The following is a 1650-nucleotide window of genomic DNA, read 5'->3' as shown; positions in this document are numbered from 1 at the left end:
GCGTATCGCCAGCGCGGCCTCGGCGACCAGGAACGGCTCATATGGCAAACAGTCTCTTAATCATTCGAACGTAGCTTAACGAATTGAAATCGCTGCGCGCAGAAATTGAAGTTTGCATGCCTTTGCTACGCTCGAACACAGCGGACAAATTCATTGTGGACCGCAGGAAACCGCATCGCAACAGCGATGTGGCGCGCGCGGTGCGCAGAACCCGTGACCGTCTTTCGCAGCAGGCCGGCAGCCTCGACTTCGACCGCGAGCTCCTGAAGCTGCATGCCCGCACCATGGTGGTCGGCGCGACCGCCATACCCATCCTGGTGCTGGCGATCGCCGCGACCGGCCTGCTGGCCGGCCTCGACAAGAAGATCGGCATCTGGGCGCTGTTCACCCTGCTTTGCTACACGATTGTTGCCTTCATGGCGCGGCGCGTCGAGCGGACCGAAGCGTCCCAGATCGATCCGTCGCAGGCGCGGCGCGATTTCCTCATCGGGCATTTCCTGTGCGGCCTTGGCTGGGCCTGGTTCGCCTGGTTCGGCTGCGACACCTGCCAGATCGATCAGTTCCAGGTGATCAAGGCGATGGTGCTTCTGGTCGCCATGGCAGCGACCGCGGTGATGGCATCCTCGCTGGGCGGCGCGCTGCTGGCGACCTTCGCCATTCCCGTCGCTGTCTATGCCTATGCCGGATCGCGGCTGTGGCTGCCGATCGAGGTTATCATGGCCGCGCTGCTGGTCGCCGCCCTGCCCTTCTTCGCCTACGTCGCGCGCCATCTCAACCAGGCCTCGCTGATGCTGATGTCATTCCGTTCAGAGAAGGATGCGCTGATCGCGGAGGTGGAAACGGCGAAATCGATGTCGGACGAGGCGCGGCGTCGGGCCGAGGATGCCAATCTGGCCAAGTCGCGCTTCCTCGCGTCGATGAGCCACGAGCTCAGGACCCCGCTCAACGCCATCCTCGGCTTTTCCGAAGTGATGGCCAATGAAGTGCTCGGGCCGATGAACAATCCCACCTATCGCGACTATGCCCATGACGTGCACGAGTCCGGCCAGCACCTGCTCGACCTGATCAACGAAATCCTCGACCTGTCGCGCATCGAGGCGGGCCGCTACCAGCTCAACGAGGAGCCGGTGATGCTGCTCAACATCGCCGAGGACTGCTGCCACATGATGGAGCTGCGGGCGCGCAACAAGGATATCCGCGTCATCCAGGATTTCGAAACCGCCTTGCCGAGGCTGTTCGCCGACGAACGCGCGGTGCGGCAGATCGCGCTCAACCTTCTGTCCAACGCCATCAAGTTCACGCCGTCTGGCGGCGAGGTTCGCGTGCGCGTCGGCTGGACCGCCGGTGGCGGGCAGTACATATCAGTCAAGGACAATGGCCCGGGCATTCCGGAGGAAGAGATCCCTGTGGTGCTTTCGGCTTTCGGCCAGGGTTCGATCGCCATCAAGAGCGCCGAGCAAGGCACCGGTCTCGGCCTGCCGATCGTGCAGGGCCTGCTTGCCATGCATGGCGGCGAATTCGAGCTTCACTCCAGGCTGCGCGAGGGCACCGAGGCGATCGCCATCTTCCCGCTCAGCCGGGTGATGGAGGAACTGCCGGCGCTGCCGACCAAGGCGGTGGCATCCCGCAAGAGATAGGTCAGGTTTTGAC

At 63.3% G+C, this 1650-nt stretch carries 1 protein-coding gene; it reads left to right on the top strand.

The window, feature by feature from the left end:
* Positions 1 to 116: 116 nt before the first annotated feature.
* A complete protein-coding gene (locus EOA33_RS34935; protein ID WP_127407669.1) occupies positions 117 to 1637 on the top strand; it encodes an ATP-binding protein in 1521 nt (506 codons plus the stop codon).
* Positions 1638 to 1650: the final 13 nt, after the last annotated feature.

The sequence above is a fragment of the Mesorhizobium sp. M4A.F.Ca.ET.050.02.1.1 genome, from assembly GCF_003997725.1.
GTDB lineage: Bacteria > Pseudomonadota > Alphaproteobacteria > Rhizobiales > Rhizobiaceae > Mesorhizobium.
Note: the sequence above shows the minus strand (reverse complement) of the source record. Positions and strands in the feature narration are given on the sequence as shown.

What these genes read in the sequence shown, in the direction of transcription:
- EOA33_RS34935 (WP_127407669.1), top strand. Translation starts at nt 117, where the DNA reads ATGCCTTTGCTACGCTCGAACACAGCGGACAAATTCATTGTGGACCGC.